Source organism: Sphingomonas sp. OTU376 (assembly GCF_038440415.1).
In the GTDB taxonomy this organism is placed as follows: Bacteria; Pseudomonadota; Alphaproteobacteria; order Sphingomonadales; family Sphingomonadaceae; genus Sphingomonas; species Sphingomonas kyeonggiensis_A.
This window is the reverse complement of record NZ_JASATQ010000016.1, coordinates 37,695-58,195: the sequence shown is the minus strand read 5'-3', so window position 1 is coordinate 58,195 and position 20,501 is coordinate 37,695. Positions and strand designations below refer to the sequence as shown.

The window sequence follows — 20,501 nt, the reverse complement described above, 5'->3', positions numbered from 1 at the left end:
TGGGTGGCCTGCTGGTGATCCTGGCGGTGCTGTTCGCCGCCTTCTCCCCGCCCAAGGCGCTGGCGACGAGCGCGATCCAGCCCGCGATCGGCTATTGGCTGGCCCTTGTCGCCCTGCTCGCGGCCTTCGTCGCCGGGCGCAAGGCGGCACCCGAGGACTGGCGCGCCGACCTGCCCGAGGGCGTGCGCCCCTATTTCGAGAATGCGCCGCTCGCTTCCTTCGCACTCGGGCTGAGCTCGGGCTTCCCCTTCGCGATGATCGGCGCGACGCTGACCAGCCGGCTGAAGCAGGACGGGATCGACAAGGCGACGATCACGGCGTTCGCGCTCGCCATCCTGGTCTACAACCTCAAGTTCCTCTGGGCCTGGATCATCGACGGCGTGAAGCTGCCGATCCTCGGCCAGCTGGGCCAGCGCGTGTCCTGGCTGATCGTGGCGGGCATCCTGGTGGTCGCCGCCGTCGCCAACATGGCGTTCACCCAGGCCGATCCGAACAATATCTGGCCGATGGTGACGGCCGCGGTGCTCGTCGGCCTGGCCGGCGCGACCTATGACATCGTGATCGACGGCTACCGGATCGAGATCCTCGAGCCGCGCCAGCTCGGCTATGGCTCGGGCATGTCACAATATGGCTGGCGGATCGGCTCCGCCGGTGCCGGCGCGGTGGCGCTGGTCGTCGCGGCGCGGTTCGGCTGGGAAGCGGCCTATCTGGTCTGCGCGCTGTTCGCATTGCCCGCGATCATCGCTGGCCTGATCCTCGGCGAGCCCGAGCGCCACCGTCCGCCCGCCGAACGCAAGGGGCTGGCGACCGTGCTCAAGTCGATCTGGGGGCCGTTCGTCGAGTTCTTCCAGCGCCAGGGTGCATGGATCGTCCTGATCTTCATCCTGGTCCACAAGATCGGCGACACGCTGGCGAACCTGACCTTCCGCCTGCTGTTCGACGATCTCGGCTTCACCAATGACGAGATCGCCTTCTACGACGTGGCGCTCGGCTTCTTCGCCTACATGATCGGCGTGTTCATCGGAGGCATGCTCTATGCGCGGATGGGCATGAAGCGATCGGTGCTGCTCAGCCTGGTGCTGATGGCGATCTCGAACCTGAGCTTCGCGGCGCTGGCGGCGGCAGGCCATTCCAACCTGGGCATGGCCGGCGCGATCGGTTTCGAGAACATCGCCAGCGGCTTTGGCGGCGTGGTCGTCATCGCCTATTTCTCGGCACTCACCGATCTGCGCTTCACCGCCGCGCAATATGCGCTGATCTCCGCGGGCGCGAGCATCCTCGGCCGCTTCCTGACCGGTACCACCGCGGGCAGCCTGATCGAGGCGATGGGCTATGTGAACTTCTACCTACTGACCACGCTGATCGCGCTGCCCGGCGTGTTCATCTACTGGTGGATGATGCGCACGGGCCTTGTCGACCGCTCGATCGGCACGGCAGGCACCGAAGGCGAGGGCGGGGAAGAGGCGAAAGCCTGATGCCCTATCTCCTCGTAATCGCGCTGCAGGTGGCGTGCATCGTCCACCTGATGCGGCGGGGCGGAAACCCGCTATGGGTTACCGCGTTGATCTTCCTGCCCGTGGTCAGCGCCATCGCCTATTTCTTCGTCGAGATCCTCCCCGGCCTGGGGCAGAACCGGCATGTCCGCACCGCGCGGGCCAAGGCAGTGGCCGCGCTCGACCCCGAGCGTGAGCTGCGCGCCGCCCGGAGCGCGCTCGACCTGGCCGACACCGCCGGCAACCGGCTGCGCGTCGCCGATGCGCTGGCCGCGCTGGGCCGACATGAAGAGGCCGAGCCGCTCTATCGCGAGTCTCTGCGGATGACGGTGGGCGATCCCGACGTACGGACCCAGGGCAAGCTGGCGAACACGCTCTACGAGGTCGGCAAGGGCGCGGAGGCATTGGCGCTGCTCGACGAAGTGCCCGCGCCGATGGGCCAGAGCGAACGCGATCGCCAGGCGCTGCTGCGCGCCAAGATCCTCGAGCACCTGGACCGCAAGGACGAGGCGCTGGAGGTCTATGCCGATATCGTCACCCGCATGCCGGGCGAGGAAGCGCGCTGCCGCTATGCCGCGCTGCTGATCGACCAGGGCTGGGATCGCAAGGCGCTGGCGGTGCTTGAAGAGGTCGAGAAACGGATGAAGCGGATGGATCGCCAGCAACGCGCCGCGGAAGCGGACATGTATCGCTGGGCGACCGAGACGCTGGCCGGGCTGCGTGCCAGGGGCGTGACCGCGTGAGGAAGCGCTGGATCATTGCCTTGCTGGTGCTCGTCGTGGTCGCCGCGGGCGGCTGGCTATGGGGCTCGCCCTATTACACGCTGTGGCAGATGAAGCGCGCGGCCGAGGCACGCGATATCGACGCTTTGGCCGGCCATGTCGATTTCGACGCGGTGCGCGGCAGCGTGAAGAGCCAGATCTCGGCGCATTTGCCGGGCGAGGGCGGCGGCGTGCTGGGCGCGCTGGTGCGCTCGGGGATCGGCGATACGGTGGTCGATGCCGCGGTCTCGCCGGAGGGGATGCGCTTCATCTTCGCCGCCGCGCCGCTGGCCGAGACCGAGCGGCCGGGGACGATCAAGCTCAAGGCGAACGAGATGCGCTACCACCGGATCTCGCTCAATCGCTTCGAGCTGACCCGGAGCGACGGGGCCGCACTGCAGTTCCGGATGCGGGGGATGACATGGAAGCTGGAGGCGATCCAGCTGCCGCCGGACGTGTTCTAGCCCGGCGCGACTTGCCGGCGAACAGCCAGGCCAGCACTGCCTTTTGGAATCGGTACAAGCTAATCCTCGGCGTCGAACGCCAGCCCCATGTCGGCGAAGCTGTTGGCGAGTGCATGGGCAGTGATCAGCACGCCGGTGGCGTCGCGCACGCCGAGCATGTCGGCGAGCAGCACTGCGGAGAGCTGGGGCTGGGTGCGGACGCGGCCGAGCACCTGGAGCAGCGCGGCTTCCGCGCCGGTCATCCGGGCGCAGCACCAGGGCGCGATCTGGATCGGCCCGGCGGAGAGCGCCGACATCTCCTGCATAAGCGCGCGCAGCAGCACCAGCGGGCGCTGGAAGCTCTTGCCGAAAGCGGTGACGAAGGCGTGGGCGGTACAGGCGTCGTGGATGCCGTGCGCGCCCATCTGGCGGACGCCGAACAACAGCAGCCGCGCGCCGGGATCCTCGGGCTGGAGTTCGGGCAGGGCGGTGAGGGTTGCGCTGACGGTCATGGGGACTCCGATCACTATGACCGGAAATCTTGCGCATCCGCTATTGATAGTCAATCGCATTAGCAAAGAATGCGGGATGCAACTGGTCGTGTTTGCTGAACCGTTCCCCGGTGAAAACCGGGAGCAGGATCAGGTGGGCAATTCCTCGTTAGCCGCAAGCACGGTGCCCGCGAGATAGAGCGAGCCGAGCACCAGCACGAGCGGGGCACCCCCCTCGCGGGCGATCGCGGTGAGCGCGCGAGGCACGTCGGGCGCGACCGAGGCGTGGGGGATGCCGAGCGTCTGCGCGACTTCGGCAAGCCTGGCGGGGACGTGGTGCTCATGGCCGGGCACCGGTACCGCGTGCAGGCCGGCCGCGAGCTTCGCGAAGGGCGCGAGCAGGCCCTGCGCATCCTTGTTGGCGAGCATGCCGAGCACGAGTTGCACCGGGCGGCCCTGCGCGACCTGGGCGAGCGTGGCACTTACTGCGGCGGCGGCGGCTTCGTTATGCCCGCCGTCGAGCCACAGCTCGCTGCCCGGGGGCAGGAGGTGGAGGAGGGGGCCGTCGCCGAGCTTCTGCATGCGCGCGGGCCAGCGCGTGCCGGTCGCCGTGGCGGCGAAGGCGGCGTCCGGCACCGTGAGCGCCTGCTGGTGGCGCAGCATCGCGATGGCGAGCGAGAGATTGGCCGGCTGGTGCGGCCCGGCCATGGCGGGGAGGGGCGTCTCCACCTCGCCGCGGGCATCGCGGTACACGAGCCGGTCGCCACGCGTCTCGAAATCCCAGGCGGTGCCCTGCGCGAACACCGGCGCGCCGGCAGCGGCGACGATCTCGGCGATGTGCGGGGCATAGCGCATCGTCACCAGCGGCACGCCGGGCTTGGCGATGCCGGCCTTCTCCGCCGCGATCTTCTCCAGCGTGTCGCCAAGGAAGCTCTGGTGGTCGATGCCGAGCTGGGCAATGCCGGTCACCGCCGGCCGATCGACCACATTGGTCGCATCGAGCCGCCCGCCAAGGCCCACTTCGAGGACCAGCGCATCCGCCGGTACCCGGGCAAAGGCAAGGAAGGCGGCGGCGGTGGTAACCTCGAAGAAGCTCGCGCCGATATCGCCGCCCGCGTCGAGCACTTCCTCGAGCAAGGGCGCCAGGATCGCATCTGCGATCAGCTCGCCCGACAGGCGAATACGCTCGTTGAAGCGGACGAGATGCGGGCTCGAATAGACATGCGCGCGCATGCCCGACGCCTCTATCGCGCCGCGCAGGAAGGCACAGGTCGAGCCCTTGCCGTTGGTGCCGGCGACATGAAGCACCGGCGGCAATGCAAGCTGCGGGCTGCCGACCCGCTCGAGCAGCCGGGTGATCCGGTCGAGCCCGAGGATGTCGGCACCCGGCGAGAGCGCGGTCAGCCGGTCGAGCTGCCGCTGGACATGCGGATCGGAGGAGACGGCGTGGTCGGCCATGGCTCTGCTTCCAGCCCGGGCCTTACGCTGCCTTCTTGCCCTCGCAGAGCAGCCCGATCAGCTGGCCGAGCGTCTCGCGCAGGTCCTTGCGGTGGGTGACCATGTCGATCAGGCCGTGCTCGCGATAATATTCCGAGGTCTGGAAATCGTCGGGCAGCTTCTCGCGGATCGTGTTCTCGATCACGCGGCGGCCGGTGAAGGCCAGGGTGGCGCGCGGCTCGGCGATCTGGACGTCGCCCAGCATCGCATAGGCCGCCATCACGCCGCCCGAGGTCGGGTCGGTCAGCACGACGATATAGGGCAGGCCGGCATCGTGGAGCATCTCGATCGCCACGGTGGTGCGCGGCATCTGCATCAGGGAGAGGATGCCCTCCTGCATGCGCGCGCCGCCCGAGGCGGTGAAGGCGATGAACGGCGCCCGCGCGGCGATCGCCGCCTCGACGCCTTGGATGAAAGCCTCGCCCACGGCCTGGCCCATCGAGCCGCCCATGAAGGCGAAGTCCTGCACGCCGATCACCGCCTTGCGGCCAAGGATCTTGCCCGAGGCGTTGATGAATGCGTCCTGCTCGCCAGTGCTGGTCCGCGCGGCCTTGAGGCGCGCAGGGTAGGGTTTCTGGTCGCGGAACTTGAGCGGATCCTCGGCCACCTTCGGCGTGGCGAGCACGGTGTAGCTACCCTCGTCGAACAGATAGGCGAAGCGCTCGGCCGGGCCGATGCGGTCATGATGATCGCAATGCGGGCAGACATGCTGGTTCGCCTCCAGCTCCTTCATGAAGGTCATCTGCCCGCAACCCTTGCACTTGTGCCAGAGGTTGTCGGGGGTGTCCTTCTTGGGCGTGAAGGCCAGGACGTTGCGGACGCGATCGATCCAGCTCATGCGACTTCTTTCCTTGCGGCCTCCACGGCCGTCTTGAGGGAGTGGATATAGGCGCGGATGGGTTCCGGCGCATCCTTCCCGTGTTTTCCGACAAGTTCAACGATTGCGGAGCCGACGACGACGCCATCGGCCACCCGCGCGATCGCCTCGGCCTGTTCCGGCGTACGGACGCCGAAGCCGACTGCGACGGGGATCTCGGTGGCGGCCTTGAGCCGTGCCACGGCGTCCTCGATCGATCCCTGGGCAGCCTGTTGCAGCCCGGTGATCCCGGCGACCGAGACGTAGTAGAGGAAGCCCGACGCGCCCTTGAGTACCGCCGGCAGCCGCGCGGCATCGGTGGTGGGGGTGGCGAGGCGGATCACGTCGATGCCGTTCGCGGTAAACGGCGCGACTTCGGCGGCCTCTTCGGGCGGGATATCGACGATGATGACGCCGTCCGCACCAGCCTCGGCCGCCTTTGCGGCAAAGGCTTCGGGCGTGGGCCGGGTCATCGTGTTGGCATAGCCCATCAGCACCAGCGGCACGTTCGGGTGACGTGCGCGGAACCCGCTGGCGATGGCGAGCACATCGGCGGTGCGCGTGCCGGCACCGAGCGCGCGCAGGTTTGCCGCCTGGATCGCCGGGCCGTCGGCCATCGGATCGGTGAAGGGCATGCCCAGCTCGATCACGTCCGCACCGCCCGCGACCAGCGCGTCGAGATTGGCGGCAGTATCGCCGTCACCCGCGGTGATGAAAGTGACCAGCGCGGCATGGCCTCGGGCCTCCGTACCGGCAAAGGCCGTCTCAAGCCTGGACATGCGACGTCCTTTCAAAGCGCGAACGATAGAAGATGAAGAGGCCGCCGAAGAGGATTCCGCTCATCACGATATAGGCAGTCAGGTCGCTGCCAGCCTGCTTCCGCCAGAGTTCGAAAACCACCGGGTCGCACGCGAGAACGGCGACTGCGCCAGCTTGGATCTGCTGCCGAGCATGGTCCAGGCATGCAGTCTGGTCCAGCCCGGCGACATGCCGGCGGTAAACCATCAGTGCGGCCATAGTCCCAAGGCTGAGCAGGAAATGGCTCACTGCGGCGATCGGCAGAATTGCAGCATTGAAGTGTCGTTGGGCGACGCGGGCGCGAATGAACAGCGCAAGACCGAAGAGCGCGACCAGCACCACAGTTGCGACCAGCAGGAAAGGGGCAAGGTTCGCCACGTAGCCGAGGGGCGTCACGACCGCACCCTGCACTGCGGCTTAGCTCCGGCACGCGTGAAGGCGCGCATGCCGTACACGCTGATCAGCACGCCCGCAGTCATGGTCAGCAGGCGGTAGACATCGGCGGGAATCTGCCAGGCCTCGGCGATCTCGCGCATCAACGCGACGTCGAACAGCAGCGCCAGCACCAGCGCGGCGATCAGGATCGGAAGTCGGCTCATTTGATGGCTCCGGTTGGAGCGAAGAACCGGTCGAACACCGTTCCTCCCGTGAGCAACGCAGCCACGCCAAGTACGGCACCCAGACCGCCGCCCCATCCGAAGAAAGACTGGCCGATGCCAATACCCACGGCCATCGCCACGATAACGAGCGCGATAATGAAGGCTGCCCGAGCGAACCTACGGCTCACAGCTCCACTCCTAGCGCGTCCGCCACCGTGAAGATGTCCTTGTCGCCACGGCCCGAGACGTTGACCACGATGATCTTGTCCGGCCCCATTTCCCGTGCCTTGGTCTCCAAGGCTGCGAGTGCGTGCGAACTTTCGAGCGCGGGGATGATCCCCTCCAGCTTGCAGCAGAGCTGGAAGGCGTCGAGTGCCTGCTGGTCGGTGATCGGGAAATATTCCACCCGGCCGCTCTCGTGCAGCCAGCTATGCTCGGGGCCGATGCCCGGATAGTCGAGGCCCGCCGAGATCGAGTGCGCCTCGGTGATCTGGCCGTCTTCGTCCTGGAGCAGATAGGTGCGGTTGCCGTGGAGGATGCCCGGGCTGCCGCCCTTGAGCGAGGCGGCATGCTGGCCGGTCTCGATGCCGTGACCTGCCGCTTCCACGCCGATCATCGCGACGTCCGCATCGTCTAGGAAGGGATGGAACAGCCCGATCGCGTTAGATCCGCCGCCCACCGCAGCGATCAGCAGGTCGGGCAGGCGGCCCTCCGCCTTCTGGATCTGCTCGCGCGCCTCGATACCGATCACGCTCTGGAAGTCGCGAACCAGCTCGGGATAGGGGTGCGGGCCCGCCGCAGTGCCGATGATGTAGAACGTGTCGTGGACGTTCGCGACCCAATCTCGAAGGGCTTCGTTCATCGCGTCCTTGAGCGTCTCCGCGCCGCTGGTCACCGGATGCACTTCGGCCCCGAGCAGCTTCATCCGGAATACGTTCGGCTTCTGCCGCTCGACATCCTTGGCGCCCATGAAGATCACGCAGGGCAGGCCGAAGCGCGCTGCAACCGTCGCGGTGGCGACGCCGTGCTGCCCCGCACCGGTCTCGGCGATGATCCGGGTCTTGCCCATCCGCATCGCGAGCAGGATCTGACCGATGCAGTTGTTGATCTTGTGCGCGCCGGTGTGGTTCAGCTCCTCGCGCTTGAAGTAGATCTTCGCGCCGCCGTAATGCTCGGTCAGCCGCTCGGCGAAATAGAGCGGGCTCGGGCGGCCGACATAATGCTCGAGCAGGTCGTCGAACTCGGCCTTGAACGCAGGATCCGCCTTGGCCGCGCGATATTCGCGCTCCAGGTCGAGGATCAGCGGCATCAGCGTCTCGGCGACGAAGCGGCCACCGAACTGGCCGAAATGGCCATGCTCGTCAGGCAGGTTGCGCAGGGAATTGGGCAGGGTTGCAGGGTCGGTCATTGCGTCTCTCATGATTTCGGATGGCGGGCGCTGGCGTGGGAGCGAGCGATCAACGCCATCGAAACTCGATGCGGACAGGGGCGAACGGCCTCAACATTGCCCGACCGCTTTAAGGAATGCAGCGATCTTGGCAACATCCTTGACGCCCGGCGCGCTCTCTACGCCCGAGGAGACATCGACCAGCCTGGCGCCCGTGACGCCCACCGCCTCGCGGACGTTGCCGGCATCGAGCCCGCCTGAAAGCGCCCAGGGCAAGGGCTGGGGGAGGTTCTCGAGCAGCTTCCAATCGAAACGCAGGCCCATGCCGCCGGGCAGGGCGGCGCCCTCCGGGGTTTTCGCGTCGTAGAGGATGCGATCGGCTGCGCCGCGATACGCAGCGGCCTGGCCGAGATCGGCGCGGGTCTTCACCGCAATCGCCGCCCAGACGGGCACGCGCATCCGGATCGCGGCGGCACGGTCGGGCGCGGTCTTGTGGAGCTGTACCGCCTGGATACCGGTGGCGAGCGCGGCGCTGAGCAGCGCCTCGTCCGGATCGACGAACACGCCGACGGTGCCGACATGTGCCGGCACCCGCGCGATCAGCGCGCGGGCCTGTTCGAACGAGAGGTTGCGCGGGGAAGGCGGGAAGAAGACGAAGCCGACATGGCTCGCGCCACCCTGCACCGCGGCATCGAGCGTCTCGGGCGTGGACAGGCCGCAGATCTTGGCAGTGACCGGCATCAGAGGCCCTTGACCAGCACGACCATGAACAGGGGTGGGTCGAGCGGCACCGGGAAATCGCGCTTCTCGCCCGAATTGCGATAGCCGCGGCGCTCGTAGAAGGCGATCAGCTCGGCGCGCTTGTCGATCACCGTCATCTCCATCACGCTGGCGCCGAAAGTCTCGCGCGCGCAATCCTCGGCGGCGGTGACCAGCTGCTTGCCGAGTCCGCCCGACTGCAGCCCCGGGTCGACGCAGAGCAATCCGAGATAGGCGAGGCCATCGCCCTTGCTGGTCACCTGCACGCAGCCGAGCAGGCCATTGCCGGTGTCGGCGACCAGCAGGCGCTGGCCAGGATCGTCGACGATGGCAATCAGCGTCGCGATGTCGGTCCGCGGGCTGTCGATGATCAGGTCCGCCTCATGCGTCCATCCGGCGCGCGCGGTCTCGCCGCGATAAGCGCGCTCGATGATCGGGTGGATCGCGGGCAAGTCATCGCGCGTGGCGGGACGGATGATGGGGTCAGGCATGGGGCTGCTGTCGGATGGTAGGCCGCGTTTGGCAAGTACACCTAATCTGTTCACCGGCGAAGACCGGGGGCCAGTCTCGGCGCACTATCGATGGCGCGTAAGACTCTCGAACGACTTGGCAACTAGACCCGACCTTCGCCGGGGAACGGATGGATTGCTAGTCGATGGCCCGCGCATCGAAATCCGCCCGTGACGTCTCGATCCGCTCCAGGTTGCGCGCCGCCCATACCCATACGCCGCAGAATGCCTCGGCCAGGCTGCCGCCCAGTTCGGTGAGGCGATATTCGACGCGCGGCGGGATCACCGGGTGGACGGTACGGATCAGCAGCCCGTCGCGCTCCATCTGTCGCACCGTCTGGGTGAGCATCTTCTGACTGATCCCGCCGCATTCCGCACGCAGCTTCGAGAAGCGCAGCTCGCCATGCTCGGTCAGCGCCTCGAGCACGATCATCGTCCATTTGTCGGCGACGCGGCCGATGATCTCGGTGACGAGCGCCTCCACCCGCGGATCGAGATCGGGATAGTCGTGATGGGGATTGGTCGCCATAGTTTCCAAAAGGTATGTATGAATATTTTGGGTGCCTACTCCCCATTAGGTACCACGATACGATATCCGGCGTCCAGACATTCGAAAGGAGCTCGACCATGGACATCACCGGCAACACCATCCTGATCACCGGCGGCGGCACCGGCATCGGCCGCGCGCTTGCCGAGGCGCTACATGCGCGGGGCAACAAAGTGATCGTCTCGGGACGCCGGGCCAGCGCGCTGGAGGAAGTCGCCGCCGCCAATCCGGGCATCGCCACCGCGACGCTCGACGTCGCCGATGCCGAGGACATTGCCCGCTTCGCCCGCGAGATCGTCGCGGCGCATCCGGCGCTCAACGTCGTGATCCATAATGCCGGGATCATGCAGGCCGAGAAGCTGGTCGCACCGGGATCGGACCTGGCCATCGCCGAAGCGACGATCGCCACCAACCTGCTCGGGCCGATCCGCCTCAACGCCGCGCTGCTGCCGCACCTGCTGGCCCAGCCCAGGGCGACGGTCGCCACGGTGAGCTCGGGCCTGGCCTTTGTCCCGCTCACTGCCACGCCGACCTATTCGGCGACCAAGGCGGCGATCCACAGCTGGAGCCAGTCGCTGCGCGACCAGCTCAAGGGCACCAGCGTCGAAGTGATCGAGATCGCGCCGCCGGCGGTGGCCACTGACCTGATGCCGGGCCATGCCGAGGACCCGCGCTCGATGCCGCTCGCCGACTATATCGCCGAGACGATGGCGCAGTTCGAGGCGGGCGCGGCCGAGAACCTGACCGAGCGGGTCAAGTTCCTGCGCTTCGCCGAAGCGCGAGGGGACTATGCGCAGGTGTTCGCCGCGCTCAACGGGTAAGCGTCAGGCCATGCCGTTGAAGGCGAGATGGCTGATCGCATCCATCTCGACATCATATTCGGCGCCGAAGAAGCCGGGGCCGCCATCGCAGACCATGATTGGATGGCGACCCCGGCCCGGCTCGTACTGCTCGACCGAAGCCGGTGCGAAATTGCCGTAAATGAAGCGCTTTCCGCCGCGGACTATGCCCACATATTGGCGGATCCAGCCCTTGGGCGCGCTCTGGAGTACGAGCTCCTTATAGGCATAGGGACTCAGTGCCGCGACCTGGAATGCGCCGGGAAGCTTCGCTTCAAGCCTGGCAATGTCCGCCACAGTCGGTGTCCAACCGCCTTCGCCGGGCTTCGGCACCGAGCGCGAGCATTGGCTAAGCAGCTCTCTCGCCCGATCCGGCTCGAAGATCACGATGCCGCCCGATGGTGGCGCGGTCTGCGGAAACAGCAGCGCGAGCAACAGAGCCGCGCCACCGATCATGCTAGAGCGTCGCCTCGATCTCGCGCGCGGCGAGATCCGGGTCGGCGGCCTGGGTGATCGGGCGACCGACCACCAGGATCGAGGCACCGGCATCGAGCGCGGCGCGGGGGGTGACCACGCGCTTCTGGTCGCCGATCACGCCGTTCGCCGGGCGCACGCCGGGGATGACGAAGAAGCCATCGTGCCAGATCTTCTTGGCCGCCGCGACTTCGTTGCCCGAGCAGACGATGCCGTCGACTCCCGAGGACTTGGCCAGTTCGGTCAGCCGCATCACCTGCTCATGCGGGTCGGGCTTGAGGCCGATCGAAGTGAGGTCGCTGTCGTCGAGGCTGGTGAGCATCGTCACCGCCACCACCTTGGTCCCGGTCGGTGCCGCGGCCTTGGCGTCTTCCAGCATCGCGCGGCCGCCGGCTGCGTGCACGGTCAGGATCGCCGGCTCGAGCGGGCGCAGCGCCTGGATCGCCTTGGCGACGGTGTTGGGGATGTCATGGAACTTCAGGTCGAGGAAGATCGGCAGGCCGATGTCATGCATCTCGTGCACGCCGGCGCGACCGTTCGCCATGAAGAATTCGAGGCCGAGCTTGATGCCCCCGACATGCGCCTTCACGCGTTGGGCGATGCTCTTGGCGCGCTCCAAGTCGGGCGTGTCGATCGCGACGTAGATGGGGCTCATCATGCGTCTCCCAGCGGCAGGCCGCCCTGGGGCGAAGCGGGGAGGGCAGCTACGGGCTCGGGCGTGACCGGCGCGGGCTCTGGCATCGCATTGATTGCGCGCACATCGTTCAGCGCGCGCTCCAGTCCGGTGATCCGCTGCCGCATCCGCCAGCGCAGCGCATGATAGGCGAGCAGCACGGGCAGCAGCCCGGCGAGAAAGACGAGGATCAGGAGCAGCGGCAGGCTGAAATCGGCGATCAACCCGCTCCACAGGTGCACGTTCACGCGCTCGTCGCCATTATAGATCACGAAGCCCGCGACAAGGCCGCCCAGCAACAGCCAGAACAGCACCTTCAGAAACCGCATCCGTCTCCCTTCCCGCGTTAGGTCGAGGCGGTTCTATGCCGGGAAGCACGATTTGGCCAGCCTCAGCCGATCTCCGCCCGCAGCTCCGCGAACAGGCCGGGGATCCTGGTCAACCGCGGCTCCTCCTCGTCGAGGATCGCATGGAACATCCGCCGCTTGATCGCCGCCGTCCGCTCCTCCGACAGCCGCACCGCGGGATCGAGGGTGGAAAGGACGATGTCGATCAGCCGGTCCGCGCCGTGCAGGCGGCCCCAGAGATAGTCGTTCTCGCGGTATGCCCGGCTGAAAAAGGCACCGAAGCTGTTGAACTGGATGCCCTTGAGCGTCGCCTCGGCGCCGCCGGTGCGGATCGCCGTGGCGTCGTCGGGGGCGATGCGGTCCACCCGGATCGGGTCGAACTCGTCGACGCCCTCGCCCTGGAGCAACGGCAGCGTGGCGATGTCGTAGAAGGGGAAGCCGAGATGCGCGAGCAACATCGGCCGGCGCAGCTCCTTCGACAGCGTGCTCAGCCCCTCGGCCAGCCGCGCATCGGTCTCGCCATCCAGCTTCTTGAGCTGCATCCGCTCCGCCAGCCGATCGAGGATCGGGCCGGCATCGTCGGTCATCATACGGATCTCGTCGCGCAGATCGGCATAGGTGTCGGCGCGCTTGAGCTCGAGATAGCTGGCAAGCGAATCATAGATCGCCTCGCGCATCGGCCTGAGTTCGCCGTGGCTGGTCGGCAAGTCGATCTCGGTCAGGCGCCGGGCAAGCAGGCGCAGCCGACGGATTCGAAAGCCCAGGTCGTGCGCGCGCAGGAACTCCAGTGTCTCGGGCGAAGCGCCATTGGAATGCATCGCGCCGAACCGGTCCGCCCCGCGCGACTGGACCGCGGCGGCCAGTGCTTCGCGGATCTCGTGCAGCCGCTCAGGACCATGCTGCTCGCCGACCGTATAGAGCAGCCGCGCGGTGCGATCGATCGCGCCCTCGACCTTGAGCAGGCCGTAGGCCGTGTGCCCATAGCCCGCCTTGGCCGCCGCGGAGACCTGGGCGCGCTTGCGCCAGGCGGCGAGCCGCTTGGGGTTGGGATAGTCGAGCCACAGCGTGTAGCCGAACAGCGCCTCGACCTGGGTTTCGACATCGGCGCGGATCTCGGCGAGGATACCCAGCATCCGCTCGATCCGGTGCGAACGCCGTGCGATCTCGTCGAGATTGTCGCGGATCGGCTGCTCGCGCGGCAGCTCGGACAGCGCGCCGATAATCGTGGCGAAGAAGCCGGGGGGCGTCCCTTCGTCGCCGCCGTAAAAGTCGAAGCGGAAATTGGGGAAGGGATCGACGAAGACAAAGCGCCGGTCGACCTGGCGACGGGCGGGGCGTTCCTTCAGTGCTTCCATGGCCGGGCGGAAGGGCGCGTTGGCGAGCACCGATCCGTCGATCAGCACCGCCTTCTCGGCCTTGTTCTCCGCCCATTGGCGCGGCAGCACCCGCTGGAGGAACGCGCTGCGCTGCGGCCAGGCCTGTTTCCGCTCGGCGAGCAGGTCGTCCATCTCGGCCAGGGTCATCGGCGGGAAGGCGCCCGGGAAGCTGGAAGTGGCGCGCGCCGCGAAGGTGAGGCTCGGCGCGTCGGCGAACTTCTCGTCCGGATAGCCGCGATCGGTGAACGAGAAGACCAGCCGGTGTTCATTCTCCATGACGCTGGCCGGCGAATTGAGCCGCAGCGCCTCGGGATGGCCGCGGAAATCGGTGACGGTGACGAACAGGTCGAGCGGCTGCCCCTCGGGCAACAGACGCTTCTCCTTCGGCCCCTTGGCCATCGCGCCAAAGGCGTCGAGGATCGTGTTGGCCAGCCGCTTGCCGCCAAAGGGCGGCTCGAACCAGCGCGAGCGGACGAAATGCTCGAGCTTGGTGCGCACTTCCTCACGCGCGCCGGCTTCCACCGTCTCGTCGACCGTCTTGGAGCGATTGGCGACAAGCCAGGCGATCGGCACCGCCCATAGCTTGGCGAAGCGGTGCGACGGGCGCTGGCGCGGCTCGAGCAGCGCCTCGACATCGGCATTGTCCATCCACAGGTCGGTCAGCGGATCGAGCGACTGGCCGGTGGCGATCGCCTGGGCTAGGAACACCGTGTTGATCCCACCTGCGCTGGCGCCGGCCAGGATATCGACCAAAACGCGCAGGTTCACCCCGCAGCTCTCGCGGATCTCCTCGAGCAATTCGCGATAGACATCGGGGCCGCCATTGGCACCGTCGCGCTCGGCGCAACTCGCCCGGGCGAGGCGCCAGATCTCCTTGGTGATGCCGTGCATGTACACGGCCAGGCTGATCCCGCCGTAGCAGACCAGTGCGAGCCGCAGTTCCTTGTCGCGCGTTTCGGCCATTAGACCTTTATAGTCGCCCAGATGGGCAGGTGGTCGGACGCGGTGCGCGCCTGCAGGCTGTCGTGCACCCCGGCATCGGTTATGGTCAACTCCGGACTGGCCATGATCCGGTCGAGCCGCGCCATCGGGCGGCGGGCATGGAAGCTCTTGCCGGTGCTGGCGAATGCGTAATGGCTGGAGAAATCGCGAAGGCAGCCGGACTGGGCGCTCCATTCGTTCAGGTCGCCCATCAGGATCGTCGGATACTGGTGGGTGCTCGCCTGGAGGTGCGTGATGATCGCATGCGCCTGACGCCGCCGCCACAGGCCGGACAGATCCAGATGCATGCCGACCACCCGCACCACCGTTCCGCCGGCGAGCCGCACATCGGCCATCACCGCGCCGCGCGGCTCCAGCGCGGGCAGGTGGATCGCTTCGCAATCGAGGATCGTCGCGTCCTTGCGGACCAGCAGGGCATTGCCATGCCAGCCCATCGATCGCGCCTTGGTGCCGAAGGGCACGGGCTTGTAGTCGCTATGCTCGGAGAGCAGATGCTGGGTGAGCACAGCCGAACGCTCGCCGAAACGGCGATCGGCTTCCTGGAGCGCAACGATATCGGCGCCGATCTCGCAAAGCACCTGCAGCGTGCGCTCCGGGCGTCGACGGCGGTCGGTACCGATCGACTTGCGCATATTGTAGCTGGCGACCTTGATCATCGGCGCCCCTTATCGCGGGGGCGGGGGAAGTAGCGCAAGGGGTTCAGCTCGGATGCGCCTGCGCGCTTCCCTGGCTGGCCGCTTCCTGCGCCGCCGCGACGAGGCGGCGACCGGTCTCCTCGGCAGCCTGGGGCGTCATCGAAATGGCAACGCCATTCGGCCCGTCGAGCAACACCACGCCTTGCTCCGCAGTGGCCACGCCGGCCACTTCTTCCGGTTCTGCGGGCGAGATCTTCTGTCCCATGCTTCTTCCTTGTCCGCCGTGCCCGGCACAGGAGGATGAATGGGGAACTAACAAAGGTGAACAGGAAAATATCCGGGGCAAGCGACGAAAAAGCGCCGTTTTTTCAGCGTCCGCCGGCTTCGAGCAACCGGCGTGGAGCGGCCAGTTCCCAGCTCCGCGCAATCCGGTCGCCGACAAAGTCCCAATCGACATCGGGCCCGCCGAGCGCAATGCCGACCCAGCCCACCCCGAAATAGGCGACCTTCGAATAGGTCTCCGGCGCGATGCCGATCAGGTTCGGCCCTTCCTCGTCATCGGCGGTCTTCACCGCGACGATGGTGCGGCCGTCGCCATGATGATCATGGCGGAACTGGGCGAACTGCTTGCCGGCGACGAAGAAGGTCGGCTGGCCATGGCTGGGGCGTTCCTCGGTCTCGGGAAGCTCCAGCGCGATCGCGCGGACCTGGACGAGGACAGCGTCTTGGTCGGGGCTCAGCGGCATCGCTTTTCCTTCACTCCGTGGGAATCTGCCAGGTGATGGGCGCGAGGACATAGCTTCGTACCGGGTCTCCCTGTTCGTTGCGGGCTGGTTCGAAGCGGGCACGCTGCATCACCAGCCCGCAGGTGTGGCTGTCCAGGGCGGGAAAGCCGGTGCTCTGCCTGATTTCGCACGCGGTCGGTTCACCCGATGCCGAAATCTGGATGGTGACGACGATGCGCCCCTGCGCGCCCGCCGCGATCAGGGCGGCCGGATAATCGTCCGGCCCGACAATAGCGGTGAGCAGCCGCGGCGGCACCGCCGGTCGCGCGGGCAGGGGGGCGGGCTTGAACGGTTCCGGCGCCCTGGTCGGGACGGTGACGAAGCCGCCGGGCTTCCTGTCGTCGCCGGTTGTCCGGGGCGGAACGGCCTGCGCGGCGGCGGGTACGGCCGGAGCGGCGGCAGTGCCGATAGCGAAGAGAATCCGGATCGAGTGTCGGTTCAGCGGCATAGGAACTCGGCGACTACCCTTGGGTAGAGCCGATGTTCCTCCTTCAGCACGCGCTGCGCAAGGCTTTCAACCGTGTCGCCGGGCAGGATCGCCACTTCGGCCTGGCCGAGCACTTCGCCGGCGTCGAGCTCCTCGGTGACGATATGCACCGATGCGCCGCCATGGCTGTCCCCCGCCGCGATCGCACGGGCATGGGTATCGAGGCCCTTGTACTTGGGCAGCAGCGAGGGATGGATGTTGACGATCCGTCCGCGCCAGCGCGCGACGAAATCGTCGGTGAGCAGGCGCATGTATCCGGCGAGTGCGATCGCCTCGACCCCGGCCTCGTGCAGCGCCGCGTCGATCTTCGCTTCATATTCGGCCTTGGGCATGCCCTTGGGGCTCTGCGCGAAGGTGGCGACCCCCTGCTCGGCGGCCCAGGCAAGGCCTTCGGCCGCCGGCTTGTCACTGGCGACGAGCGCGACTTCATAGGGGCAGTCGGCAGCTTTCGCGGCCTCGACAAGCGCGGCCATGTTCGAACCGCGCCCGGAAATCAGGATGCCGAGCTTCTTACGCATCGTGGGTGGCGGACCACTCCCCGCGCGCGCTCCAGGTCTCGCCACCGCCGAACACGGTGCAGCCGCGTTCGCCCTCGACGACTTCGCCGATCACGAACACTTCCTCGCCCGCGTCATAGAGTTCCGCCTTCACCGCTTCCGCTACGTCGGGCGAAACCACCGCGACCATGCCGATGCCGCAGTTGAAGGTGCGCGCCATTTCCTCGGGCTCGATATTCCCCTGCGCCTGGAGGAAGGCCATCAGGCGGGGCAGCGGCCACGAACCGGCGTCGATCCGTGCATGGCAGCCTTCGGGCAGCACGCGCGGGACATTCTCGAGCAGACCGCCGCCGGTGATGTGCGCCAGGCCGTGGATCGTGCCCTTGCGAAGTTGCGGAAGCAGGCTTTGCACATAGATGCGGGTCGGCGCCATCAGCGCATCGAGCAGGATCACTTCCTGATCGAACAGCGCCGGGCGGTCCATCTTCCAGCCCTTGTCGGCGGCGAGGCGTCGGACCAGCGAGAATCCGTTCGAGTGCACGCCGGTCGAGCCCAGGCCGAGCAGCACGTCTCCCGGGCGGATCGCAGAACCGTCGAGCAGACGGTCGCGCTCGACTGCGCCGACGCAGAAACCGGCCAGGTCATAGTCCTCATCGGCGTACATGCCCGGCATCTCGGCGGTCTCGCCACCGATCAGCGCGCAGCCGGCCTGGCGGCAGCCCTCGGCGATGCTGGCGATCACGCGCTCGGCGGTCTCGGGCACCAGCTTGCCGCTGGCATAATAGTCGAGGAAGAACAGCGGCTCGGCGCCCTGGACGATCAGATCGTTGGCGCACATCGCGACCAGGTCGACGCCGACGCCGTCATGCGCGTTGTAATCGATCGCGAGCTTGAGCTTGGTGCCCACGCCGTCGTTCGCCGCGACCAGCAGCGGATCGGTGAACCCGGCCGCCTTCAGGTCGAACACGCCGCCGAACCCGCCGAGATCGGCATCGGCACCGGCGCGGCGCGTGGACTTGGCGAGCGGGCCGATCGCCCGGACCAGCGCGTTGCCGGCCGCGATCGAGACACCCGCCTGGGCGTAGGTATAGTTCTTCTGGTCGCTCATGCGGCGCGCATAGCGCCGACTTCGCCCCGCGTCACCCCGGCAGTACCGCAACCGTCACCCAATAAGCGTCATCCCCGCGAAGGCGGCGATCCAGAGCCAGGCAGCGCAGACCTTTGTGACCCTGGATCCCCGCCTTCGCGGGGATGACAGAAAAGGAGTGTAGGGCCGCACCCTGCACATGACGCTTGGATTTCCCCGCGCCCTTCGCCAAAAGGGCCGTCGCATGACCCTTGCCCGCAAATCCCTCACCATCGGCATTGCCTCCGCGCTCGCGCTTGCGGGGCTCGGTGCCGTGCTCGCCGAAGGGGAGAAGGCCGCGGGCGGCAGCGCCGTGCCGATCGACGCCTCGGGCAGCTTCGAAGTCTCGGGCGTCGATGTCGACGTCAAGGGCAAGGATGCCGATGCCGCGCGCTATGGCGGCTGGCGGCTCGCCCAGCGCAAGGGCTGGGAGATGCTGTCGCGCAAGCTGACCGGCAAGCCCACCAGCATGTCCGATTCGGCGCTCGATTCGCTGGTAACCGGCATCGTTGTCGAGAAGGAGCAGATCGGCCCGACGCGCTATATCGCGCGCCTCAGCGTGCTGTTCGATCGCAACAAGGCCGGCAGCATCCTCGGTGTGTCGGTCGCAGTGAACCAGTCGCCGCCGATGCTGATCGTCCCGCTCGAATATTCGGGCGGATCGGGCCTGGTCTTCGAGCGCGAGACCGCCTGGGCCAAGGCGTGGAACCGCTTCAAGAGCGGCGGCAGCACGGTCGATTATGTTCGCGTCCAGGGCAACGGCCCCGATTCGATGCTGCTCAACGCCGGCCAGGTGCTGCGCCGCGGCCGCAACTGGTGGCGCTCGGTGCTCGACCAATATGGCGCCGCCGACGTGCTCATCGCAGAAGTGCAGATCCGCCGCGAATATCCGGGTGGGCCGATCATCGGCATCTTCTCCGCCACCCATGGTCCCGATCGCCAGAAGATCGCGGACTTCGCCCTGCGCGTCGACAATGGCGATTCGCTCGACACGCTGATGGACGCCGGCGTGCAGCGCCTCGACAAGGCCTATCAGCAGGCGCTGGCGCTCGGCCTGCTCGGCACGGACCGGCTGCTTGCCACCCGTCCGCCCGCGCCCAAGACCGAGGAAGAGAAGCCCACGGACGAAGCGACCGAAGTCGCGACGCCCACGCCCGACGCCGGCGCGATCAACGCTGCCAGCACCAGCGGCGTGAATATCCAGTTCGACACGCCCAATGTCGGTGCGGTCAATGCCGGCGAGGCGGCGCTGCGCGGCATTCCGGGCGTGCGCTCGGCGGTCACCTCCAGCCTCGCGCTGGGCGGCATCTCGGTGATGCGCGTCTCGTTCGACGGCCAGATCGCGTCGCTGCGCGCCCAGCTTGAGGCGCGCGGCTGGAGTGTCCAGGAAGGGGTGGGGGTCCTCCGCATCCGCCGCCCGGGCAATGGCGGGGGCGGGGCGGGGCAACAGCCGATACCGGCCCCCACCGGCACCGGCACACCAGCTCCGAACGGCGGATGACGCAGCTTCGCCTGCCGCTTGGACTGCCCGAGGCGCGCGAGACGGAATTCCTGGTCAGCGACTCCAACGCCCGCGCGGTCCATCAGCTCGAACATTGGGGCACCTGGCCCGTCATGTCGGCGCTGCTCGTGGGGCCGCGCAAGTCCGGCCGCAGCCTGCTCGCGCGCATCTTCGCGGCGAAGACGGGCGCGCGCATCTTCGACGATGCCGATCTCGGCAAGGAAGCGGAGGTGTTCCACGCCTGGAACCAGGCCCAGGCCGATCACCGCCCGCTGCTGATCGTCGCGCAGGCCGCGCCGCCGGCATGGGCGGTCAAGCTGCCCGACCTCAAGTCGCGCCTCGCCGCTTCGCCGCTGCTCGAGATCGGCCCGCCCGACGACGAACTCATTCCCCAGCTGCTCGAACGCGCCTTCGAGCGGCACCTGCTCCACGCCAAGCCCGACGTGATCGCCTGGATCGCGAAGCGCATCGAGCGCAGCCATATCGCGATCCTGCGCGTTGCCGATGCGCTGGAGCTGGAGGAAAGCCGGCGCTTGTCGATCCCGAGCGTGCGCGCCACATTGATCGAAGCTGGTCTCATAACCGCAACGGAGGGCGACTAACGGCATGGTCAAGGCAG

At 67.4% G+C, this 20,501-nt stretch carries 26 protein-coding genes and 1 pseudogene; 6 read left to right on the top strand and 21 right to left on the bottom strand.

The features are described 5' to 3' along the window. The first annotated feature begins 170 nt into the window (after window positions 1-170). From AAHM44_RS09295 to AAHM44_RS09285, 3 genes are read left to right on the top strand one after another with little or no spacing between them, the layout of a single operon-like run. Window positions 171-1,475 carry an AmpG family muropeptide MFS transporter gene (locus AAHM44_RS09295; protein WP_269576459.1) on the top strand — a complete coding sequence of 435 codons (1,305 nt, stop codon included), beginning with the start codon at window positions 171-173 and terminating at the stop codon, window positions 1,473-1,475. After that, window positions 1,475-2,236 (top strand): tetratricopeptide repeat protein, encoded by a 762-nt coding sequence (locus AAHM44_RS09290; protein WP_269575362.1) that lies wholly within the window; start codon window positions 1,475-1,477, stop codon window positions 2,234-2,236. The genes AAHM44_RS09295 and AAHM44_RS09290 overlap by 1 nt, the downstream gene beginning before the upstream one ends. Further along, a complete protein-coding gene (locus tag AAHM44_RS09285; protein ID WP_269575363.1) occupies window positions 2,233-2,718 on the top strand; it encodes a DUF2939 domain-containing protein in 486 nt (161 codons plus the stop codon). The genes AAHM44_RS09290 and AAHM44_RS09285 overlap by 4 nt, the downstream gene beginning before the upstream one ends. A 59-nt stretch (window positions 2,719-2,777) precedes the next feature. On the opposite strand, the gene AAHM44_RS09280 is transcribed toward AAHM44_RS09285, so the two are convergent. The 11 genes and pseudogenes from AAHM44_RS09280 to AAHM44_RS09230 all read right to left on the bottom strand — a co-directional run bounded on the left by AAHM44_RS09280 (window position 2,778) and on the right by AAHM44_RS09230 (window position 10,122). Further along, entirely contained in the window at window positions 2,778-3,209 is a 432-nt protein-coding gene (locus AAHM44_RS09280) for a DUF6628 family protein (RefSeq protein WP_342249788.1), read from the bottom strand. A 129-nt stretch (window positions 3,210-3,338) separates the two neighbouring features. Then, window positions 3,339-4,646, bottom strand: coding sequence for a bifunctional folylpolyglutamate synthase/dihydrofolate synthase (locus AAHM44_RS09275; protein WP_342249787.1), 1,308 nt, complete (start codon window positions 4,644-4,646; stop codon window positions 3,339-3,341). Between the two features lie 22 nt (window positions 4,647-4,668). Beyond that, on the bottom strand, window positions 4,669-5,523 hold the full coding sequence (gene accD, locus AAHM44_RS09270; RefSeq protein ID WP_184166047.1) for an acetyl-CoA carboxylase, carboxyltransferase subunit beta: 855 nt from the start codon (window positions 5,521-5,523) through the stop codon (window positions 4,669-4,671). Further along, entirely contained in the window at window positions 5,520-6,320 is an 801-nt protein-coding gene (gene trpA, locus AAHM44_RS09265; RefSeq protein WP_342249786.1) for a tryptophan synthase subunit alpha, read from the bottom strand. Before trpA ends, accD begins: the two co-directional genes overlap by 4 nt. Continuing rightward, a complete protein-coding gene (locus AAHM44_RS09260) occupies window positions 6,307-6,735 on the bottom strand; it encodes a hypothetical protein (RefSeq protein ID WP_342249785.1) in 429 nt (142 codons plus the stop codon). Before AAHM44_RS09260 ends, trpA begins: the two co-directional genes overlap by 14 nt. Then, the gene (locus AAHM44_RS09255) at window positions 6,732-6,938 is read right to left on the bottom strand and encodes a hypothetical protein (RefSeq protein WP_342249784.1); all 207 of its coding nucleotides are present in this window, start codon (window positions 6,936-6,938) and stop codon (window positions 6,732-6,734) included. The genes AAHM44_RS09260 and AAHM44_RS09255 overlap by 4 nt, the downstream gene beginning before the upstream one ends. Next, the gene (locus AAHM44_RS09250) at window positions 6,935-7,126 is read right to left on the bottom strand and encodes a hypothetical protein (RefSeq protein ID WP_269575369.1); all 192 of its coding nucleotides are present in this window, start codon (window positions 7,124-7,126) and stop codon (window positions 6,935-6,937) included. Before AAHM44_RS09250 ends, AAHM44_RS09255 begins: the two co-directional genes overlap by 4 nt. Then, entirely contained in the window at window positions 7,123-8,346 is a 1,224-nt protein-coding gene (trpB, locus tag AAHM44_RS09245) for a tryptophan synthase subunit beta (protein ID WP_342249783.1), read from the bottom strand. Before trpB ends, AAHM44_RS09250 begins: the two co-directional genes overlap by 4 nt. Window positions 8,347-8,442: 96 nt before the next feature. Next, window positions 8,443-9,066, bottom strand: a pseudogene (locus AAHM44_RS09240) (phosphoribosylanthranilate isomerase); the annotation flags it as partial. Continuing rightward, a complete protein-coding gene (locus AAHM44_RS09235) occupies window positions 9,066-9,575 on the bottom strand; it encodes a GNAT family N-acetyltransferase (protein WP_269575372.1) in 510 nt (169 codons plus the stop codon). The pseudogene AAHM44_RS09240 and the gene AAHM44_RS09235, both read right to left, overlap by 1 nt. Window positions 9,576-9,732: 157 nt before the next feature. Next, a complete protein-coding gene (locus AAHM44_RS09230) occupies window positions 9,733-10,122 on the bottom strand; it encodes a winged helix-turn-helix transcriptional regulator (protein WP_342249782.1) in 390 nt (129 codons plus the stop codon). A gap of 98 nt (window positions 10,123-10,220) precedes the next feature. Between AAHM44_RS09230 and AAHM44_RS09225 the strand changes: the two genes are divergently transcribed. Next, the gene (locus AAHM44_RS09225; protein WP_342249781.1) at window positions 10,221-10,961 is read left to right on the top strand and encodes an SDR family oxidoreductase; all 741 of its coding nucleotides are present in this window, start codon (window positions 10,221-10,223) and stop codon (window positions 10,959-10,961) included. Window positions 10,962-10,964: 3 nt separating this feature from the next. Here the strand turns inward: AAHM44_RS09225 and AAHM44_RS09220 are convergent, their stop codons facing one another. The 10 genes from AAHM44_RS09220 to purM form a co-directional block, all read right to left on the bottom strand. Further along, on the bottom strand, window positions 10,965-11,414 hold the full coding sequence (locus tag AAHM44_RS09220; protein ID WP_342249780.1) for a hypothetical protein: 450 nt from the start codon (window positions 11,412-11,414) through the stop codon (window positions 10,965-10,967). A 22-nt stretch (window positions 11,415-11,436) separates the two neighbouring features. Continuing rightward, a complete protein-coding gene (gene pyrF / locus AAHM44_RS09215) occupies window positions 11,437-12,111 on the bottom strand; it encodes an orotidine-5'-phosphate decarboxylase (protein ID WP_269575376.1) in 675 nt (224 codons plus the stop codon). Next, on the bottom strand, window positions 12,108-12,455 hold the full coding sequence (locus tag AAHM44_RS09210; protein WP_269575377.1) for a lipopolysaccharide assembly protein LapA domain-containing protein: 348 nt from the start codon (window positions 12,453-12,455) through the stop codon (window positions 12,108-12,110). Before AAHM44_RS09210 ends, pyrF begins: the two co-directional genes overlap by 4 nt. Window positions 12,456-12,517: 62 nt before the next feature. After that, complete coding sequence (locus AAHM44_RS09205) at window positions 12,518-14,812, bottom strand: patatin-like protein (RefSeq protein ID WP_342249779.1); 2,295 nt, start codon at window positions 14,810-14,812, stop codon at window positions 12,518-12,520. Further along, a complete protein-coding gene (locus AAHM44_RS09200; protein WP_269575379.1) occupies window positions 14,812-15,507 on the bottom strand; it encodes an endonuclease/exonuclease/phosphatase family protein in 696 nt (231 codons plus the stop codon). The genes AAHM44_RS09205 and AAHM44_RS09200 overlap by 1 nt, the downstream gene beginning before the upstream one ends. A 43-nt stretch (window positions 15,508-15,550) precedes the next feature. After that, a complete protein-coding gene (locus tag AAHM44_RS09195) occupies window positions 15,551-15,751 on the bottom strand; it encodes a hypothetical protein (RefSeq protein ID WP_269575380.1) in 201 nt (66 codons plus the stop codon). 103 nt (window positions 15,752-15,854) lie between these two features. Next, a complete protein-coding gene (locus AAHM44_RS09190; protein ID WP_269575381.1) occupies window positions 15,855-16,232 on the bottom strand; it encodes an MmcQ/YjbR family DNA-binding protein in 378 nt (125 codons plus the stop codon). 10 nt (window positions 16,233-16,242) lie between these two features. Then, window positions 16,243-16,719 (bottom strand): energy transducer TonB, encoded by a 477-nt coding sequence (locus AAHM44_RS09185; protein ID WP_342249778.1) that lies wholly within the window; start codon window positions 16,717-16,719, stop codon window positions 16,243-16,245. Beyond that, the gene (gene purN, locus AAHM44_RS09180) at window positions 16,710-17,276 is read right to left on the bottom strand and encodes a phosphoribosylglycinamide formyltransferase (RefSeq protein ID WP_342249777.1); all 567 of its coding nucleotides are present in this window, start codon (window positions 17,274-17,276) and stop codon (window positions 16,710-16,712) included. The genes AAHM44_RS09185 and purN overlap by 10 nt, the downstream gene beginning before the upstream one ends. Beyond that, a complete protein-coding gene (gene purM, locus AAHM44_RS09175) occupies window positions 17,269-18,363 on the bottom strand; it encodes a phosphoribosylformylglycinamidine cyclo-ligase (RefSeq protein ID WP_342249776.1) in 1,095 nt (364 codons plus the stop codon). The genes purN and purM overlap by 8 nt, the downstream gene beginning before the upstream one ends. 223 nt (window positions 18,364-18,586) lie before the next feature. Between purM and AAHM44_RS09170 the strand changes: the two genes are divergently transcribed. Together AAHM44_RS09170 and AAHM44_RS09165 are read left to right on the top strand one after the other, a co-directional pair. Further along, window positions 18,587-19,882: a heavy-metal-associated domain-containing protein gene (locus AAHM44_RS09170; protein ID WP_342249775.1), complete on the top strand. Its 1,296-nt coding sequence runs from the start codon at window positions 18,587-18,589 to the stop codon at window positions 19,880-19,882. Next, window positions 19,879-20,484 (top strand): DnaA ATPase domain-containing protein, encoded by a 606-nt coding sequence (locus AAHM44_RS09165; protein WP_269575386.1) that lies wholly within the window; start codon window positions 19,879-19,881, stop codon window positions 20,482-20,484. Before AAHM44_RS09170 ends, AAHM44_RS09165 begins: the two co-directional genes overlap by 4 nt. Window positions 20,485-20,501: the final 17 nt, after the last annotated feature.

Excerpts from the sequence above, each read along its gene's own strand:
- AAHM44_RS09195 (WP_269575380.1), bottom strand. The coding sequence starts at position 15,751 with ATGGGACAGAAGATCTCGCCCGCAGAACCGGAAGAAGTGGCCGGCGTG.
- AAHM44_RS09225 (WP_342249781.1), top strand. The coding sequence starts at position 10,221 with ATGGACATCACCGGCAACACCATCCTGATCACCGGCGGCGGCACCGGC.
- trpB (WP_342249783.1), bottom strand. The coding sequence starts at position 8,346 with ATGACCGACCCTGCAACCCTGCCCAATTCCCTGCGCAACCTGCCTGAC.
- trpA (WP_342249786.1), bottom strand. The coding sequence starts at position 6,320 with ATGTCCAGGCTTGAGACGGCCTTTGCCGGTACGGAGGCCCGAGGCCAT.
- AAHM44_RS09290 (WP_269575362.1), top strand. The coding sequence starts at position 1,475 with ATGCCCTATCTCCTCGTAATCGCGCTGCAGGTGGCGTGCATCGTCCAC.
- AAHM44_RS09210 (WP_269575377.1), bottom strand. The coding sequence starts at position 12,455 with ATGCGGTTTCTGAAGGTGCTGTTCTGGCTGTTGCTGGGCGGCCTTGTC.
- AAHM44_RS09280 (WP_342249788.1), bottom strand. The coding sequence starts at position 3,209 with ATGACCGTCAGCGCAACCCTCACCGCCCTGCCCGAACTCCAGCCCGAG.
- AAHM44_RS09200 (WP_269575379.1), bottom strand. The coding sequence starts at position 15,507 with ATGATCAAGGTCGCCAGCTACAATATGCGCAAGTCGATCGGTACCGAC.
- pyrF (WP_269575376.1), bottom strand. The coding sequence starts at position 12,111 with ATGATGAGCCCCATCTACGTCGCGATCGACACGCCCGACTTGGAGCGC.
- AAHM44_RS09275 (WP_342249787.1), bottom strand. The coding sequence starts at position 4,646 with ATGGCCGACCACGCCGTCTCCTCCGATCCGCATGTCCAGCGGCAGCTC.
- purM (WP_342249776.1), bottom strand. The coding sequence starts at position 18,363 with ATGAGCGACCAGAAGAACTATACCTACGCCCAGGCGGGTGTCTCGATC.
- AAHM44_RS09230 (WP_342249782.1), bottom strand. The coding sequence starts at position 10,122 with ATGGCGACCAATCCCCATCACGACTATCCCGATCTCGATCCGCGGGTG.
- AAHM44_RS09170 (WP_342249775.1), top strand. The coding sequence starts at position 18,587 with ATGACCCTTGCCCGCAAATCCCTCACCATCGGCATTGCCTCCGCGCTC.
- AAHM44_RS09235 (WP_269575372.1), bottom strand. The coding sequence starts at position 9,575 with ATGCCTGACCCCATCATCCGTCCCGCCACGCGCGATGACTTGCCCGCG.
- AAHM44_RS09190 (WP_269575381.1), bottom strand. The coding sequence starts at position 16,232 with ATGCCGCTGAGCCCCGACCAAGACGCTGTCCTCGTCCAGGTCCGCGCG.
- purN (WP_342249777.1), bottom strand. The coding sequence starts at position 17,276 with ATGCGTAAGAAGCTCGGCATCCTGATTTCCGGGCGCGGTTCGAACATG.
- AAHM44_RS09205 (WP_342249779.1), bottom strand. The coding sequence starts at position 14,812 with ATGGCCGAAACGCGCGACAAGGAACTGCGGCTCGCACTGGTCTGCTAC.
- AAHM44_RS09185 (WP_342249778.1), bottom strand. The coding sequence starts at position 16,719 with ATGCCGCTGAACCGACACTCGATCCGGATTCTCTTCGCTATCGGCACT.
- accD (WP_184166047.1), bottom strand. The coding sequence starts at position 5,523 with ATGAGCTGGATCGATCGCGTCCGCAACGTCCTGGCCTTCACGCCCAAG.
- AAHM44_RS09165 (WP_269575386.1), top strand. The coding sequence starts at position 19,879 with ATGACGCAGCTTCGCCTGCCGCTTGGACTGCCCGAGGCGCGCGAGACG.
- AAHM44_RS09255 (WP_342249784.1), bottom strand. The coding sequence starts at position 6,938 with ATGAGCCGACTTCCGATCCTGATCGCCGCGCTGGTGCTGGCGCTGCTG.